This is a genomic window from Paenibacillus sp. J22R67 (assembly GCF_059692175.1).
This window is the reverse complement of the sequence record NZ_JCAUAX010000004.1, coordinates 320,646-335,787: the sequence shown is the minus strand read 5'-3', so window position 1 is coordinate 335,787 and position 15,142 is coordinate 320,646. Positions and strand designations below refer to the sequence as shown.

Here is a 15,142-nt window from a genome sequence, read left to right as displayed (position 1 = left end):
GTACATAACCTACACATTATTACCTGATGATACACGATAAGACGAGCGTATCAAATACTTTTATCCGAATTGATATTAAGAATTAGGAAATAATAACAATTGCATACTCTCTTGAAATGGCAAAGGGGCAACAACGATGAATAACTTCAGGAACAAATATAGAAATCGCTATTATCAAGCCAACGTTACTGCTTTCGGTACAATTCAACTCCACCAGCGAAATCCCCTTATCGTCGGATTATGGTCCGTCGCTTTCCCTGGATTCGGCCATTTTTTGGTCCACAAATTTATAACTGGCTTCGCCATGTTTTTTTGGGAATTTTTTATCAACCAAATCACCCATCTGAATACGGCAATCATGTATACGTTTAACGGCGAGCTAGCCCAAGCAAAGGATATTTTAGACGAAAGGTACATCTACCTCTATATTCCTGTTTATTTATTTGCTATATGGGATAGCTACCGGGTTGCAATCGATGAAAATAAGATACACCTGTTGGCACAAAGAGAAAACGCTAAGTACACGACTTTCACCATGAACCCTTTCGGAAATAACTTTCTAGACAAAAAAGAACCATGGATCGCTTTGGCTTGGTCAATGGCCTTGCCAAGTCTTGGACAACTCTATATTCATCGACTCCTAGGCGCTTTTTTGCAAATGATTACGACTATTATTGTATACCTTAATTCAAATCTGGTCGAAAGCATTCACTATTGTTTACTAGGGGACTTTTTGAAAGCCAGAGAAGTAGTCGATCCTCAGTGGTCCCTCTATTTTCCGTCGATCTATTTCTATGGCTTATATGACGCCTACTCAAATACGGTTGAATTAGTAAAACTTTTTAATCGGGAACAAGCAGACTTTTTGAAAAGACATCATCAATCAGAGCATTTTGTATTACATAAAGGAGAAAAAGTGTAATGGACATCCAGTTCTTCTCTACCTTTCAGCATACACATTTCGTCGAGCTTGCCATTAGCAAACTAAAAGAAAATGAAATCGATGATATCTATGCAGTTCCACTAGATAATCGTCAGGTAGATACCAAACTGCTTGATACGATGCACGGTATGGATGGAACCTCATTGATTGATATTGGGCTCATACTTGCCATGATGTGTGGGACGATAGGGGTAGCTAGGGGATTTGTTCTGGACTGGGGACCCGTGGTTTGGGGACTAATTGGAGCGGTTGGTGGTTTTATTATTGGTTTTGTATTCGATGTAATCAAGACCCACCATAGACGTAAGAAGATAAGAACTGCGAAAACTAAGCTTAGTGAAGTGATCATCATTGTTCAGTGTACGAATGAACAGTCCCAGTTTGTAGAGATGACCTTATGGAACAACATGGCACTTGGGGTTGCCAAAACACGCATGCAAAGTCTTGAGCGGACACAAGAAAGCTAATAAGTACGGAATCATCGCCCTAAAAAAACAAAGAGCAATTACCACGTGGTAACCGCTCTCTGATCATGGAGCTATCGCTCAACGTTAGACCTATGCCTTCCTCTTTTCAAATCTTTCAATGATTTCTGATATCGCGTTAATGCTGATCGGCTTGCTGATGTAAGCATCCATGCCTTCAGCTAGATATTTCTCACTATCGCCCTTAATTGCGTGAGCTGTCACTGCCACTATGTACGGGCTTTTCTTACCCTTTAACAGTTCATTGATTAACTTCGTGGCCGTTAACCCATCCATCCAAGGCATTTGAATATCCATAAAAATGATATCATACGGATAACGTTTGACAGCATCTACTGCTTCTTTGCCGTTATGTACTAAGGTTGCTTTGTACCCGAGTTTCTCTATCATTTTCTTTATTACAAGTTGATTCACTTCATTGTCTTCTGCAATTAGAATTTTCAAGGATTGTTCCTTTGAATTTTCGACCATGTCATCCTGTTCACACTGCCTATCATTTTGCGATGAGTCAGAATGATCCGATGGAATCCGAAAGCTGGCTGTGAACAAGAAAGTTGATCCTGTTTGTTCAGTGGAAGCTTCATGCCAGATTTGACCATCCATAAGCTCAACTAGCTTCTTACAAATAGCTAATCCTAAGCCCGTGCCTTCTGTTTTCCGAGTCATAAAATGATCTACTTGATAAAAGGGTTCAAATAAATGATCGACCTGATCTTTCGGTACACCGATACCTGTATCCCGGATTGCGAATTGAAGGCGCACCGTATTCCGTTCTTGCGACAACGTTTCAACGCTAATCGAGATCGCTCCGTTAGGCGTGAATTTTATGGCATTGCTGACTAAATTCATCAGGACTTGTCTTAACTTCGTCATATCTCCATGAACCAGGTTAGGAACCTTAGGAGAGACTGATGTAGTGATCTCTAGATTTTTCTCAAGAGCTTTGGACATTACCATGTAAAGCGTTTCTGTTAACATAATTCTCACATTCAGGGGTTCTTCCATTAATTCCGTCTTACCGGATTCAATTTTGGAGAAGTCCAGAATGTCGTTAATAATCGTGAGCAGCGTGTCGCCACTTTTTTTAATAATTTGTACATATTCAATCTGCTCTTCATCCAATTCCGTCTCCAAGAGTACATCCGTCATACCGATAACGCCGTTCATAGGCGTACGGATTTCATGACTCATCATGGCTAAAAACTCACTTTTAGCTTTATTCGTCTTTTCAGCAGCTTCTTTTTCAATGATCAATTTCTTCTGTTCTGTCATGTCTTTCGCTATGATATAAAAGCCCTTAGTCTGAGCATGGATGATGATTGGAGCTAGTGTTACCAACACTTCAACGGAATGGCCATCTTTGTGCTGAATGAAAGTGATGTCTTTTTCAACTTTTTCGATATCTCCATAGTCGTTTAAAGCCAAAAGCAAATTGATTGAATTTAATTCGCCAATTAATTTAGACATTCTACTGCCTATTAACTCTTCAATGAGATATCCGGTCATCTGCTGAACCATCTTATTGCCATTTATAATAATGCCGTCCAAACCGAAAGAAATAATCGCATCGTGGTTGTATTTCTTTAACGACGTATACCGTTCGATACTTTCCTGCAGCTTGAGTTCTGCTAGCTTATTCTTGGTTACATCGATGAATTGGGCAATAAAATATAAGGGCTTCCCGTCATGATCATCACGAACCAATGAAACATGTACAGAAGTCCAAACGATACTTCCAGTTTTATGAAAGTACCGATTTTCTAATTCAAATGAAGGAATGGTGCCATCGAGTAGTTCTGTTACTAATCTACTGGTGTTGTTTTTATCATCAGGATGTCGGATATCTTCTAGCGTAAAATTCTTGAAATCTTCTTCCGAATAGCCGAAAATCCTGCAAACTGCCGGGTTAACGTTCATCCATTTTCGATCCAGAGAGATCAAAGCGATCCCAATCGGAGCATTGATATATATATGTCCAAATAACGCTTGGGGGTCAAAAAACTTCAAATCCTGCATCCATCCATACCTCCTTTTGTATTAACGCGATAGCTACTCATATTTTACCATAGAATTGGTACCTGTCCGTTAGCGTAATCCTGTTCCATGAAAAAAACCGCGAATTTCGCGGCTTTTCATGGGTCAATGTCTTGTCTACACGTTTACCATACAAATGTCATAGTAACAATAACCAAAAGAATGAAGAGAACCAAAATTGCGGCTGCGCTTGTGCTACCTGCTTCATACCCCATAGTTCATATCCTCCTTTCTGCCTTACAAGCTAACTGACGTCAGAATGATAACCAATAAGATGAAAAGGACAAGGATGGTTGCTGTCGACGTATACCCTCCACCACAGTTTCCAGTAGATGACAACGCGGTGTAACCCATAAAGAGCTCCTCCTCTTGTTAAGAAAAATGTAACGACTGTATAGAGTACGAATTAATTAGAACAATTGCTTGGACGGATTCGTCGGGTGCCTACTACAAAGAAAAGACAGCCGCGCAATCTGGCGGGCTGCCTAGTGGAATAGATTGATTTACTCATCCCATTTGGAATGCAGGACGTGATGGCAAAAGTTGGGGCGTTTATATCCCGGAAGCAGCAGTTCGCACACGTCAGCGTTAATCGTGCCGTATGTCGTTTCAGGCTTGTGTTTGAAGCCTTCCATGAATGCATGTAGGATGTTTTGTTTGAACTGGTTTCGAGGAAAAGCCTCGACGACTTGCTGCCGCACTTCATCTGAGATGAGGTCGAAGTTTTTCCCAACCACATCATAACCGACACCAAAATTCATAAGTGCCACTTCTGGTTCCTTATATTCGGCGATTCCGATGGATGTATGCAGGGCAACAGCATCCCATACAAGCCGAATGGAATCTTCTGGAACACCGCGACTTTTAAGAAAATCACGGGCAGCATTAGCTCCATCGACCTCAAAGCGTTTGTCCGCGCTTCGGAATGCGGGAGTAAGCCCGATATCGTGGAATAGCGAACTAATATAAAGCAATTCTGGATCGTATTTAATTTGATTCAGGTTAGCCTTCATCACAGCAAACAGATAGACTCGGTTCGAGTGGTTCCACAGAAGGTCGTCGCCATGCTCGCGCAATAGTTCAGCAGCTTGGGCAGCTAGTTTACTATCGGGAATCTTGATGTTAGCGACTAAATTCGTCATCGATAACTTTCCTCCTATTCGTTCGTTAATCTTCCTTTCCATATTTCTCAATTGTCGGAACAAATATGCAGAGCAATTCACGCTTCTATCTACACCCGATCTATTTTTGCAATAATAACAATTTATGCACTTGCTCATTCCTCAACCAAATGCCTCCCCAAACCAACACTGCCAAATAAACAGGAAAAAGGATGGTAGAAAAAAGTGGGGCATCCAGACGTACCTGTGTCGCAATCACACCGCCAAAATAACCGGTCAATAACATCGCACCTATGATCGCTGTACGAGGTAATGTATAAAGAATAGTTGCAAGAAGTCCGAGTATGCCAATTAAATAAATATGATGCTCTTGAAAACCAAGTGATACGGTAGAATCAACAACAAATGCAGGTTTAAATAATTTCATGATACTGTCTAACAGCATAAACAGAATGGCTATCCCACTCATCACTCTTCCTGTCCATAGACGGCCTTTAGAACTTGTTCTTGTCATCGTCAATCTCTCCCTTATAGTTAGTTACCTATTGATTCTAAAACTTTAGTACATGAGTGATACATACAATCCTCGTTCGAAAGTTACTGAAATTGCCCACCTATGAATAACGACGAGTGAACAATCATGAAATCGACAAAGGACGTATTTTTTTATTGTGCTTTTATAAAAAGTGACATACACCTGTCACCTTTAATAAATTATACTACATTTGAAGTGTACGCAATCAAAGTGGGGGGCCATGTTTCATCTATGGAAATTGAACATCTAATTCCAACAAAATCGAGAGAAGATTTGAGGATTTGGCTTCATGAAAATTGTAAGACTGAGAAATTTTGCTGGGTTCTGGTTAGTATGAAGCCCCGCCCTGATAGGTTGTTATATTTGGACGCGGTCGAGGAAGCTTTGTGCGTTGGATGGATCGATGGAGTCAAAAAGAAAGTATCTGAAACTGAGATGGCTCAGAGACTATCTCCTAGAAGCAAAAAAAGCTCATGGACTGAATTGAATAAAGAACGCGTCTGCCGCCTCGAAAAGTTGGGGTTAATGAGAGACGAAGGAAGAGTAGTTCTTCCTGATAGGGATCACTATTCTTTTAGAATAGATAGAGATATAGAGCAAAGGCTACAAGAGGAAAAGCAAGTATATGATAATTATATGGCATTTCCGGATCTTTATAAAAGAGTTCGGATCGACACGATACAAAGCATTAAGAATCAGCCAGAGTTATTTAAGAGCAGATTAGACAAATTCATAGCAAATACTAGAGAAAACAAAATCTATGGTCAATGGAATGATAATGGGCGTCTACTAGATTATTAAGATACTCTGGGCAACTTTTTCAGTGGCCATACCCCTATAGACTATTAATAATATACCAAACAAATGTTCCCCTTGGCGAGGGGAACCACATCTTTTTATTATGCAAATCTGACCGTTACTTTAATAAAAAGAAGGAGCAGCTATCGCTTTGCGATCTGCTCCTTGTATGATTTAACTTGCGTTTTCCGTTAGTGAAACAGGTAACTTTGGTTACAGACTTAGCGATTGTACCTTAGTGGCAGCGGCGCGTTATGCGATACCAATTCTTGTTCACGCATTTCCTGCCAAAATTCATCCGGAATAACAGCGTTCAATGCTAAATTGTCCTCTACGATTCGTTCAGGTCGGCTAGCTCCAGGGATTACAGCCGCAACTGCCGGATTGGCCAAAGAAAATTGCAAGGCGGCGGACTTGATACTAATTTGGTGGCGATTCGCAATACTTTTGATTCGCTCAACTTTCGAAATGATTTCCGGCGAAGCTTTCTGATACTCGAAGTGGGTACCTCCAGCCAAGATGCCGGAGCTGTACGGGCCTCCAACAATAATATCCACACCTTTTTTAGCGGCGGTTGGCATCAATCGTTGCAAAGCATACTCATGATCCAGCAACGTGTAGCGGCCAGCTAGCAAGCTAACGTCCGGGTTCGCTTCTTCCAGTTCCAGAGTGATTTCAATCGGCTCTACGCGGTTCACTCCAAGTCCCCAAGACTTAATGACCCCTTCTTCACGCAGACGCGTTAGCACGCGAAACGCCCCAGTTCTGGCGATTTCATATTGTGAAAGCCACTCATCACCATAGAAGTCCTGAGCGATATCATGAACGTAGACGATATCCAGGCGATCGGTTTTCAATCGTTCTAAGCTCTGCTCGATAGATCGCAGGGTAGCGTCTGCACTGTAGTCGTTGACGAGCTTATTCTTGCGTCCGAATTCGAACAGTCCCCCCTTCTCACCTAAGTCGCGCGAAGCTGGCTCTTCCAATTCGTCTAAAATGACGCGCCCCACTTTTGTACTTAATACATATTCGTCGCGGCGGCGTTTCGACAGCGCTTCACCAAGACGGATTTCAGCCAAACCGGCGCCATAGAATGGAGCCGTGTCGAAATAACGAATGCCCTGCTCCCAAGCAGCATCCACTGTTGCTATTGCTTCTTCTTCCGGGATGTTGCGAAACATATTGCCAAGCGGCGCAGTACCAAATCCCAGTTTCCCCTCCAGATAACTTAACATATTATAATTCCTCCTTTTAAAATCAATGTGATCTGATCTTTATTCTAGCTTGACTCTATCTTGCTTATTTCTATGTGAGTTAATACTCACGGTAGCTGCTAGTAAACATGGTCTATCCGTTTGTTATTATGTCGCATATTAAATTCTAATGGAAGTACGTACTTTTAAGTATTATAGGAACCTTGAAGTATCATAGGTACTTGCAAGTAGCTATGATACACGCGCATGTTTTTGAGGAAAAGCGCAAAGAAACCAGCAAACCCAAGGGTTCGCTGGCTATTTCTTGATGACTCTTTGTCCATTGCTCGGACCTTCGTCTATTCAACTACTGGAGCAAGCTTTTCCTTCTTTTCAAAATTAGGAATGATCCGTGAGGAAATAAAGGCGACAATTGGTACAGTAAGCACAACCCCAAAACATCCGGTTATTCCTTGGATTACTTCAACGGTGATCATATTCATGTTCAGCAATTGATTACTGGACACCTGTGAAACATATATGATCATCAGAGAAGCTAGTGTGGTTCCTGTGAAGGCAAGAATCAGGGTATTGGCCATGGTTCCCATCATATCTCGTCCGACATTAATACCGGACATAAACAGTTCCTTTTTGCTAAGATTAGGATTAGTTACATATACTTCATAAACGGATGAAGCAATAGCTATGCCTACGTCAATAATGGCACCAAGCGAAGAAAGTAAAATCCCCGCGAACAGCAACCCCTTAAGCTGCATACCGGTTTGATCGGCAACAACGATTAAAATCTCGACTTCCGGTGTGCTATACCCTGAAATATGGGCTAAATTACCGGCTATATAAGCAACGAGTCCCGCGATGATCATCCCAACTGTCGTTCCTATGATGGCAGCGACAGACTTCGAGCTCCAACCGTTCAATAATAGCAAGGTAACGCAGGTTGTTAGGATAACAATCAGTACAGATGCAAGTATGGGAGAATACCCTCTATATAGCATAGGGATGAACAAGTAAATAATACAAGCAAAAGTAAATACGATGCCAGCCACCGACATTAAGCCTCTCTTTCCGCCAAGCCACCACAAAGTAGCAAAAAAGAGTAAAGTTAATGTTAATAAAAGTGGAGCTCGATAATAGCTGTACACGCTGACCAGATAGTTTTGAGCATCCGCCGTGTCGACACTCACGATAAGCGTTTGTCCTGCTTTTGCAATAACGTTTAAGTAGACACTTACGTTGTTGGTAATGGTATGAACGGTACCTTTATGCTCTCCGGAAAGAATTTTAACCTCGAGTTCCTGAGACCCCGAATATAAATCCCCTCTTGAAGAATCTTTGACCAACTCCTCGCTAAGTACCTTCACTACCTTTGCTTTTTCATATTTGGTATAGGATGTATCACCATGTTCATTGTACTTGGCTTCGGGACTATGATTAAAGAAATACATAAATAGACTAACGAGTACTAGAAACAATACAAAAAGAACAACTCTTACTTTCTTTGATTTAAGCATTTGAAACCTCCAAATTAGTAGCTCTGTAGTTGGATACCGATTCTAGCCTATGTTTGCCCCAGAGGTTTCCTTCATTAAATAGTCATTACCCGCTCCAGCAGCCAAATGGCTCCTAAAATAAGAGCGACACTTGAGCAGGCGACAACGATGCGTCTTGCATATTTATAACGGTGCATGAGGTAGAGCAGCGGCACAAGCAATCCGACGATTAAGATCTGAACGGTTTCAATTCCCAGGTTAAAGCTGATCAAATCAACGGCCAGTTCACTTCTCGGAATGTTCATTTCCTTCAATATATCGGCGAATCCCATTCCGTGAATAAGCCCGAACAAGAAGGTGAGCACCCAGCGATGGCTAACCGTGGGACGCCTGATATTATCAATGGCGACATAACAAATACTAAGCGCAATTGCAGGCTCAACAATCATAGGAGGTACATTAATGATGCCCAGAACCGTTAAAGTTAGGGTGCAGCTATGAGCAATTGTAAAAGCAGTAATCATAGTCGCATACTGCTTAAGTGTTTGGCGTGCAATCAGCAGGGAAAACAAGAAGAGCAAGTGGTCATAACCACCCAATATATGGCTCATACCCAGTTTAAAAAAGGAAAACCAGCCGTTCATTGAATTTGGTTGTTCGGATTCAAAATCCTTGTCCGTCACGGCCATGTTCCATGTTCGGAAATTACCGGATAAGGCTTGTGTACTTTTTTGATCACCATGATTGATCGTTAACAGGTTAACGTAATTCGTTTTCGCATCATTCGTATAAAGATTATCGATTAAAGATACAGTCATCGAAGGTGATGCCGGAGGATAAACGGCTTTCAACACCAGCTTGGTTACGTCACCTTGCTGTTCAAGACCGAAGCTCTCCACTTGTGTCCAAGCCTTTGGTTCCCCGTTCATGTTAAAGGTTAGATTCTCTTTTAAGGTGGCTTCCATGCGTTCTTTCACTGCGCTGAACTCTTCTTGATCCAGCTTGTTATCCGAGTTAGTATCACCATTCATTAGCTCTATGACAGATAGTTCGTCCAGGGTATAGATCATCTCGGTTTGTGATTGGGTCAGCGTCAGCGTCGTGTACCCAGCACTATAGGCATGGGCATAAGCGGCTTGCGTGAAAGGAAACACCAGCAGCACTGATACTAGCGCCAATAAGCACACTATTGTACGCCTAACAGGAGCATTAATCTTGATCATATATTTTCCCTCCAGAATTTTCATAATAAAGACAAAACCCTCCCCTATCTGCATTTAGAGGAGGATTCTGTCATTCCGTTTGCTGCTTATTTAGTTAAAAGTCTCTCAATCACAACGGCTGCTTGAGCACGTGTCGATGAATCATTGGGTGCAAAGTTATCATTGTAACCAACTACGATGTCTAGACTTGCGGCTAATGCAACACCAGCGGCAAGAGAGGAATTAATTGAGCTGCTATCTTTAAATTTACTTAATAACGCGTTAATGTCTGTCTCATGCTTGTAGCCTTTGACAGCCACGAGTGCATTCGACGCAATTGTTGCCATTTCCGCACGGCTAATTTTTTCATTTGGTGCAAATTGCTCATCCGAACGCCCATGGATGATTCCAGCTTTGGCAGCAGAAGCAACTACGGACTTAAACCAATCTCCATCGTTTACATCATTAAAGGATTCGGTAGCTGTTTCATCGTCCAAGTGAAAAGCTTTTACAATCATCGCAGCGAATTCTGCGCGTGTAACTTCAGCATTTGGCGCAAATTCGCCTTCGCTTCGGCCTTGTACGATTCCTTGAGCAGCTGCGATTCCAATTGATTTACCTGCCCATGCTTGAACGTCAGCAATATCTTTAAATTCTACTTTGTTCTCAAAGATGGCATAAGTAGAAAATGATTTGCGTTCACCCTCGGAGTAATTGCCTTCTGCGTCATAACGACCGCCATAAAACTCCAATTTACCGTCAACGATTTTGGCTAGAGAGAATAAGTCCGAATTCAATCCTTGCACCGTAATCGGTAATCTGATGATAACAGGTTTCGTAAAGGTCGCGTTTGTGCCTGAGCTATTCATAAACTCAAAATTGTATATATCTGATGCCATTTTTAAGTTTGTAACTAAGTTTGCTGCTGGTTGTTTTTTAATAGTCAGCGTAGTAATCCCCGTAAATTGATCTACATCAACGGCTAAGGAAACGCCATTTATTTTAAACGAGATCGCATCAATTCCAGCTTCCTTGGCTTTCGTTACTAGATCAGCAATAATTGGGATCTCTGCATTATTTACAGTTTGTGTACCTAAATCAAGGGTTGCAGTTACTTTAACTTCAGCATTTGGATCAAATGCTTTTAATTTATCACGCATAATCGCTGCTTGATCCTTCATTGTTTTGAACAAATCAGTGTACGCGTTGGCATTTAATTCAACCTTGGCGGTATCACCATCCAGTTTAACCGAACCGGAAATATTCAATGTCGATTGTTGTTCTATCGCCTTTTCAACCACATCGATTGCCTGTTTAAGTGCTGTTTGTGCATTGCCCCCATTGTTTTTGGCGGTTAATAGCTCGTTCAGTTTTTGGTCCGCATTTTGAGTAATTAAAGCGAGTTCTTGTGGGGTAATCGTTGTTACAGGAGTAGCGGATGGCGCTGATGCCCAAGAACCTCCTCCTCCTGAGGTGTTAGGTGGGTTGCCAACACTTTCCCTGTTCACATTTAGAACAAGACCAGGTGTTATACTTTCCTTTGTTGCCCCGCCGCTTTCGGTCGTTGTTGTTACATTGGTTTCTTTCATCGTTACTTTCGCAGGATCATTGCCCGTATAAGTAAATGTCACATTACAGATGTTTACTTTTCCGTTGTATATATTTTTGGTATCAAAGAAGCCAAAATAATGAACTCCGTCTTTTTCTGTGTCCACTTTATTTTCGCTAGTAATGGTACTTGTGTAATCTACTGATTTAATTTGGATATTACCTTCAAGTCCTAAACCAAATTCAGCGCCGCTAAACAACGCATTGTTCGTAACAATGATGCCCACTGAAAATTCGTTTGCATTGGTGCCGACAGTAACACTTGGCTGTGAAAACTCTACACTTTGAAGACTAGTAGCAGCAAATGCAGCTGTTTGTAAGGATAGGATGCATATAAGAACGAAGACTGCCATCAATTTCATTTTCATTTTCTACAAGGCACCTCTCTAGTTTAAAATCCAGGAAAAGGCATAAAGCCTTTTCCTGTGAAGGTCTATCAATGAATATCTAGGGGTATCAATGATTATTCAAGAATCTGCCTTAAGATTAATGTGAAGTCCGTAATATCAACAACATTATCCGTATTGATATCTGCAAACTTAACAGCATTCCAGTTTGCATCAGTTGAAGTAGCTCTGTAATACTGTAGGGCTTTGGACAAGTCGGAAGCCGTTAATAGACCGTCGTTATTAAAATCGTAATAGCTGATAACGGAGCCTGTCTTCCCAGTGATCGTAGATTTCGTATCTTTATTTAATCCAACCGAAGAAGTAATTGAGCTGAGAAGATTTAAATCTGCTGACGCCACTTTCTGCGGTCCTTGAACTAGCTCAAAGGTAAGTTTAACAACATCTGTGGGTGCAATTGTCGAGATAGCTGTTGTTAAGCCAGCCACAACCCTAACGGAGTTACCTTCTAATTTGCTGTCAATGACTCCAGCGTTAGGAGATACTAGCTCAGCTTTCTTAAATTTGATTCTTGTGCTGTCAAAGCCGAAAGTTGCATCTACGGTGTTTACATTATTACCATTTGTAAGGGCATAGTAGTATTCAAAAGTAGACGGATGAACATCTTGTGTTTGTTTAGAATATACTTTAGCTTCTGTATCCTTAACCAATCCATAGGAATCAACGACTTCCATTGTATCGGTTCTAAACGTTTTAACCGTAACGCTTGTTGGACTTACATCAATCATAGAGAAGGTCGGAACACGAAGCTGACTTCTAACTGCGGAGTAAACTTCTGGTGTTGTTTGCAAGGAATAATATTTACTACCACTTGATGAGTTGGCCGTGATGTACGTAGAACCTGTAGGGTTTACATCTCTTCCTTGGCTGTCAACAAGCTGATTTTTTTGCGGTTTGTCACCTTTCATAACGAACGTTCTAACATAAGAGTGGTCATGCCCCATGAAGATCATGTCGATATTCAGCTCATCAAACGTTGGGAAAAGGCCTGCTCTCAAATTTGTAATAGAAGACTCTATTGAGTGAGTACCCGCTCCATAAATATCATGGTGGAAAGAGACAAACTTCCATTTGGCATTTGGAACAGCAGCCACGGTTTCTTTCATAAACTGTACATGTGCCGCTGCGCTGCTATTGTTTGTATTCAATACCATAAACAAAGTGTCGCCTTTGGTGTAATAATAGTCGCCTGGGCTAACCGTCGTGGCACCTAAAGTAGACTGGTTCGGCTGGTTGAAGTGATAAGAATAATTCGCACTGCCATCGTGGTTACCAACAACCGTTGCTATAGGTAAACTTTTTAGGAGACTTGGACTTAGGAAAGCATCATACTGGGCTTCACTGTTATTCGTTTCCACCTGATCACCAGCGGACATAATAAAACTTGTTTTAGGGAACATAGCATTCGCTTTATTCAGAGTGTTAGTCCAACCATATGTATCATTGGTTACACTACCTGACGAACCGATTTGCGGATCTCCTACAAACATAACGCTGTAGTTGTATGGATCTTGTGATGAAAAGTAGTAAATCGGACTCCAGTTGGTGCCGTCTCCTACTCGGTACGCAAACTCGGTATTAGGTGTAATACTTGTAATCGTTACTTTGTTGGAATAATAAACATTCGATGAAACTGTCGCTGCTTCGGAAGTCGTTCCTGTGAAGGTAACAGCGTTAGAACCGCTAGGGAAATTACCGCCTACCACGAGAGCCTTATAAGTTACTTGGACTTTGGCAGCGATCGGATTTACGTTCGTATAATACGTTACATTCATTTCGGATTCATTTTTCCCCGGATTGAGTACAACGTCTGAGATAGCATAACTGCTTGCATCTGCACTGACGACTGAATTCAGCTTAAATTTATCTGCAAATCCAGACGGCAGAAGAGAAATGACTAATAGAAGGGCTAAGACTAGTACAGTAATTGTGGTAAGTCGTCTTTTGGAATCAAATAAACTAAACATATATGAACCACTCCTATAAGATGATAGTGCCTCACCGCGCGGTTAATATTTGAAGGCACTCCTTATACTGTAACTTAGAACTGTAAAGAGAAATATATTTTTACGTGTGTTAATTGTAAACGTAAAGTATACAGTTTATGGTAACAATGAAAATTTTCACGGCTTAGCGAATTTACGCTAGATAGCTCCTAATAAACGCTATTAATCCGAGTAATGCGAGTACAATTAAAATAGCAGGAATCGCCCACTTGATTTTGCGGATCGCAGAAATCAGTGGATACAGAATCAGCACAATTACAGCTAAACTGATAACAATCCCTGCACTATAGGCAATTAATGAGAATGCAACGTGTTGTCCATGGCTGCTCATTCTACGCAATACCTCAGCAAAACCAAAACCATGAATCAAGCTAAAGCAGGTTATTAACCACAAATTTTGTTCCTTGTTCTTGTTGAACAGCATGTTCAGAGCGACATATAGAATACTAAGTGCAATGCCAGAATCTACAAATTTAACCGGAAGCGTCGGGATAGGTAGACTAGCCAAAATCAAAGTCAGTAGCTGAGCAGCTGCAAAAATACCTGCAAATACTAGTAGCTGCTTCCTAGATTTCACGCCGATAAGCAGACCCAATAGAAACAACAGATGCTCAAAACCTAGCAACAAGCTTTCATAACCAAGTTGAAAAAATTCACTGATGGCATGTCCAAAGCTCAATTGACCTACTTGAACCTCACGTAGATCTTTCACTAACACAGCATTATGTTTAAACTCACCGAGCGCTAAGGTTACATAATTGACATGCCACTCATCCATATCAAAAACCAAGTCATAATCCAATTTAAAATGTTGAGGATTAGTTTTCACTGGGTACTCCAGGATCGCTTCGGCAAACGGCTGATTGTCCTTATCGAAATAGGTAAGCTGTGTCAGCTTTCCATCGAGCTGCAAATTATCAGCAAATAATTTGATTTGGGAAAGCAGATAAGCTTCCACTTCCTTTTGCGAATTGGCAACGAATTGATTTAACACTTCAGGGGTCGTGAACTGTCTGTTCGGATCATTTTGTGTTGCTCCTGCACGCATATCGTACATATCGAGTTGCAATTTGTACGTTATGACGCCATCTTTCATTGAAATATCCGAATAGGCCACGCTGTCACCGTCATGAGCAAAGGTAAGAGGAACCCATAGCATGAATAATACGAACGATAATGTAAATAAACTAAACCACTTTCTCACCATTTCTATACCCTCCTGATCTGCTGCTGAAATACCTATGCTAACGTCTGCTTATCAATATAAGCCCATTATGTTAGAGGAGAGTCTCGATCATA

The 15,142-nt window shown here is 41.3% G+C and carries 13 protein-coding genes; 3 read left to right on the top strand and 10 right to left on the bottom strand.

All coding sequences use genetic code 11. From position 1 onward, the window contains the following. Positions 1-136 precede the first annotated feature (136 nt). Positions 137-922 (top strand): hypothetical protein, encoded by a 786-nt coding sequence (locus AC58VC_RS17810; protein ID WP_497370121.1) that lies wholly within the window; start codon positions 137-139, stop codon positions 920-922. Further along, the gene (locus AC58VC_RS17805) at positions 922-1,410 is read left to right on the top strand and encodes a hypothetical protein (protein ID WP_497370119.1); all 489 of its coding nucleotides are present in this window, start codon (positions 922-924) and stop codon (positions 1,408-1,410) included. Before AC58VC_RS17810 ends, AC58VC_RS17805 begins: the two co-directional genes overlap by 1 nt. Positions 1,411-1,500: 90 nt before the next feature. Here AC58VC_RS17805 and AC58VC_RS17800 read toward each other — a convergent pair whose 3' ends face one another. The 4 genes from AC58VC_RS17800 to AC58VC_RS17785 all read right to left on the bottom strand — a co-directional run bounded on the left by AC58VC_RS17800 (position 1,501) and on the right by AC58VC_RS17785 (position 5,097). Then, positions 1,501-3,444 carry a PAS domain S-box protein gene (locus tag AC58VC_RS17800; RefSeq protein ID WP_497370118.1) on the bottom strand — a complete coding sequence of 648 codons (1,944 nt, stop codon included), beginning with the start codon at positions 3,442-3,444 and terminating at the stop codon, positions 1,501-1,503. A gap of 255 nt (positions 3,445-3,699) precedes the next feature. Further along, positions 3,700-3,816 (bottom strand): YjcZ family sporulation protein, encoded by a 117-nt coding sequence (locus AC58VC_RS17795; RefSeq protein WP_497370117.1) that lies wholly within the window; start codon positions 3,814-3,816, stop codon positions 3,700-3,702. A gap of 149 nt (positions 3,817-3,965) precedes the next feature. Beyond that, positions 3,966-4,604: an HD domain-containing protein gene (locus tag AC58VC_RS17790; protein WP_497370116.1), complete on the bottom strand. Its 639-nt coding sequence runs from the start codon at positions 4,602-4,604 to the stop codon at positions 3,966-3,968. 100 nt (positions 4,605-4,704) lie between these two features. Beyond that, on the bottom strand, positions 4,705-5,097 hold the full coding sequence (locus AC58VC_RS17785) for a DoxX family protein (RefSeq protein ID WP_497370115.1): 393 nt from the start codon (positions 5,095-5,097) through the stop codon (positions 4,705-4,707). Between the two features lie 252 nt (positions 5,098-5,349). On the opposite strand from AC58VC_RS17785, the gene AC58VC_RS17780 reads away from it, so the two are divergent. Next, positions 5,350-5,919, top strand: a complete 570-nt coding sequence (locus AC58VC_RS17780) for a YdeI/OmpD-associated family protein (protein ID WP_497370114.1) — start codon at positions 5,350-5,352, stop codon at positions 5,917-5,919. 218 nt (positions 5,920-6,137) lie between these two features. On the opposite strand, the gene AC58VC_RS17775 is transcribed toward AC58VC_RS17780, so the two are convergent. The 6 genes from AC58VC_RS17775 to AC58VC_RS17750 form a co-directional block, all read right to left on the bottom strand. Then, the gene (locus AC58VC_RS17775; RefSeq protein WP_497370112.1) at positions 6,138-7,151 is read right to left on the bottom strand and encodes an aldo/keto reductase; all 1,014 of its coding nucleotides are present in this window, start codon (positions 7,149-7,151) and stop codon (positions 6,138-6,140) included. 317 nt (positions 7,152-7,468) lie between these two features. After that, positions 7,469-8,641: a YibE/F family protein gene (locus AC58VC_RS17770; protein ID WP_497370111.1), complete on the bottom strand. Its 1,173-nt coding sequence runs from the start codon at positions 8,639-8,641 to the stop codon at positions 7,469-7,471. Between the two features lie 74 nt (positions 8,642-8,715). After that, the gene (locus tag AC58VC_RS17765) at positions 8,716-9,843 is read right to left on the bottom strand and encodes a HupE/UreJ family protein (RefSeq protein ID WP_497370110.1); all 1,128 of its coding nucleotides are present in this window, start codon (positions 9,841-9,843) and stop codon (positions 8,716-8,718) included. 86 nt (positions 9,844-9,929) lie between these two features. Then, positions 9,930-11,798, bottom strand: a complete 1,869-nt coding sequence (locus AC58VC_RS17760) for an S-layer homology domain-containing protein (protein ID WP_497370109.1) — start codon at positions 11,796-11,798, stop codon at positions 9,930-9,932. Positions 11,799-11,893: 95 nt separating this feature from the next. After that, positions 11,894-13,804, bottom strand: a complete 1,911-nt coding sequence (locus AC58VC_RS17755) for a metallophosphoesterase (RefSeq protein WP_497370108.1) — start codon at positions 13,802-13,804, stop codon at positions 11,894-11,896. Between the two features lie 172 nt (positions 13,805-13,976). Further along, positions 13,977-15,050: a HupE/UreJ family protein gene (locus AC58VC_RS17750; protein WP_497370106.1), complete on the bottom strand. Its 1,074-nt coding sequence runs from the start codon at positions 15,048-15,050 to the stop codon at positions 13,977-13,979. Positions 15,051-15,142: the final 92 nt, after the last annotated feature.